This window comes from Acinetobacter sp. 228, assembly GCF_048147885.1.
Genome location: NZ_JAYWYV010000419.1, coordinates 1 through 1182, shown reverse-complemented (window position 1 = coordinate 1182; position 1182 = coordinate 1). Strand labels below are relative to the sequence as shown.

Genomic DNA, 1182 nt, shown 5'->3' with positions numbered 1-1182 from the left:
AAAACCTGAAATTGTACCAAAAATTAAGGAATTGCTAGATAAGCATAATGCCTATGATCAAGCGATTGTCATCAGTTTCGTTGGGGATCAAATTCTACATATGAAGAATGAAATTCCTGGTGTATCCACTGGATACTTGACCAGTACGCCAACAGCTCAAAGCAATATTGTCAACACGCGCCGCATTTTAGATGCTGCACAAAAATACTCTTCTACTTTTAATCCTTCTTTTTCTGGTTTAAATAAAGAGCTGATGATGATGGCGAGCCAGCGCGGCGTGACTTTCTGGCCATGGACTTTCCGCTTAAATAAAGATGACTTCTACCGCATGTATGTACAAGGCACACATGGTCTAACGACTGATTATGCGCATGAATCTTCAAATCTGGCGGTAAAATTGAATACAGCAAGTCAGCTCATAGCCACTGCAGGCAAGCCTGTAGAAATCAATGCAGAAATCCAAACTCAAATTGGAACGAAATCGAATTACCTTGTTAAAAATATGCTGGTTTTGCCAAATTCGGCTAAATATACACAAAATGGCCAAGGGCTGACATTTACTGAAAAAGGTACAGCTTATGTCATGCCAAGCTATCAATATACGATGGCACCAAATTACACCTATACGATTTATGCAAAACCTGTCACTGTAACAATTCAATAAAATTAAAACATATGCTTAGATTCTTAGAGCATCACCTTGATGAGTTAATGTAGTAAAAACCCACTGTAAAGTGGGTTTTTTTAACTAAGTCAATAAAAATTGATAAAGCATGCTGTTCGGTAAGTATCAAGGTAGTTGTCATCTTTTATTGATTTTAAATTTGTATTTTTAACCGATCAGGATCAAGCATAACAACATCCGTTCTGTGCTAATTTTTAGTCTGTTTCTACCATTCTCTATTCCCATCCTTAATATTTTCTAAAATTAACATAATACACCTTATACGAAATGCGTTATAATTATCCTTATTAATCAATGGTATATATCATTTTGATTGGCCCGTATCCTCCAGATCGGGCTTTTTTAATGATTTGTCACGTTCCACGCCTATTCTTTGATCAATGTTTCACGCTTTTGATTAGCTCAGTTGAATAATGCCCTTAGCCATTCGGCAAGAAAAACCGGCTTAACCACCCTCTTTTCGGCTGCTCCGGTTCAACATGTTCCGGCACTGGAAT

Annotated in this window: 1 protein-coding gene and 1 pseudogene; one reads left to right on the top strand and one right to left on the bottom strand. The window is 37.2% G+C overall.

The genetic code is table 11. The annotated features are described in order from the left end of the window. Positions 1 to 664: glycerophosphodiester phosphodiesterase (locus tag VXQ92_RS19520; RefSeq protein WP_416682907.1), on the top strand; the 664-nt coding region annotated here is incomplete at its 5' end. Positions 665 to 1104: 440 nt separating this feature from the next. Here the strand turns inward: VXQ92_RS19520 and VXQ92_RS19515 are convergent. Further along, positions 1105 to 1182 (bottom strand): annotated as a pseudogene (locus VXQ92_RS19515) (DNA-binding protein); the annotation flags it as partial.